Annotated in this window: 1 pseudogene; it reads right to left on the bottom strand. The window is 46.1% G+C overall.

Annotation, left to right across the window (positions count from 1 at the left end):
- Positions 1-453: pseudogene (locus QUB35_RS34460) on the bottom strand (beta strand repeat-containing protein); the annotation flags it as partial.

The following is a 453-nucleotide window of genomic DNA, read 5'->3' as shown; positions in this document are numbered from 1 at the left end:
TTACCTCTGGTGTCGGAGTTGGCGTGGGAGTTGGTGTTACCTCTGGTGTCGGAGTTGGCGTGGGTTCGGGTGTGGGAATACTATCGTTATCAGTGATATTAGCTGTGACAGCAGCGACGGTAATGCCGCTATAATTTGTATCCGCTGAAGTTGCAGTATGAGTAATACTTCCAGTATGACTTCCTTCCACTAATGTGTCATTAACAGCCGTGACAGTTACGGTTTGCGGTGTATTCCAATTAGTTGAATTAAAGGTGAGTGTGGAAGCTGAAGTAGTGGTTTGAGAAGTGTTACCAATTGCTAGACTAACATCGGCTGTGGGTTGTGAGGTTAAAACTACTTCATAACTACCAGTTGTACCGCCTTCTGTAGCTGTTGTAGAAGTGGGAGTGATTGTGACTCCGGCAATGTCGTTATCAGTGATATTAGCTGTGACAGCAGCGACGGCAATGC

Source organism: Microcoleus sp. B13-B6 (genome assembly GCF_036705405.1).
Classification (GTDB): domain Bacteria; phylum Cyanobacteriota; class Cyanobacteriia; order Cyanobacteriales; family Microcoleaceae; genus Microcoleus.
The sequence above is the reverse complement of the archived record's forward strand: the minus strand, read 5'-3'. Positions and strand labels throughout refer to the sequence as shown.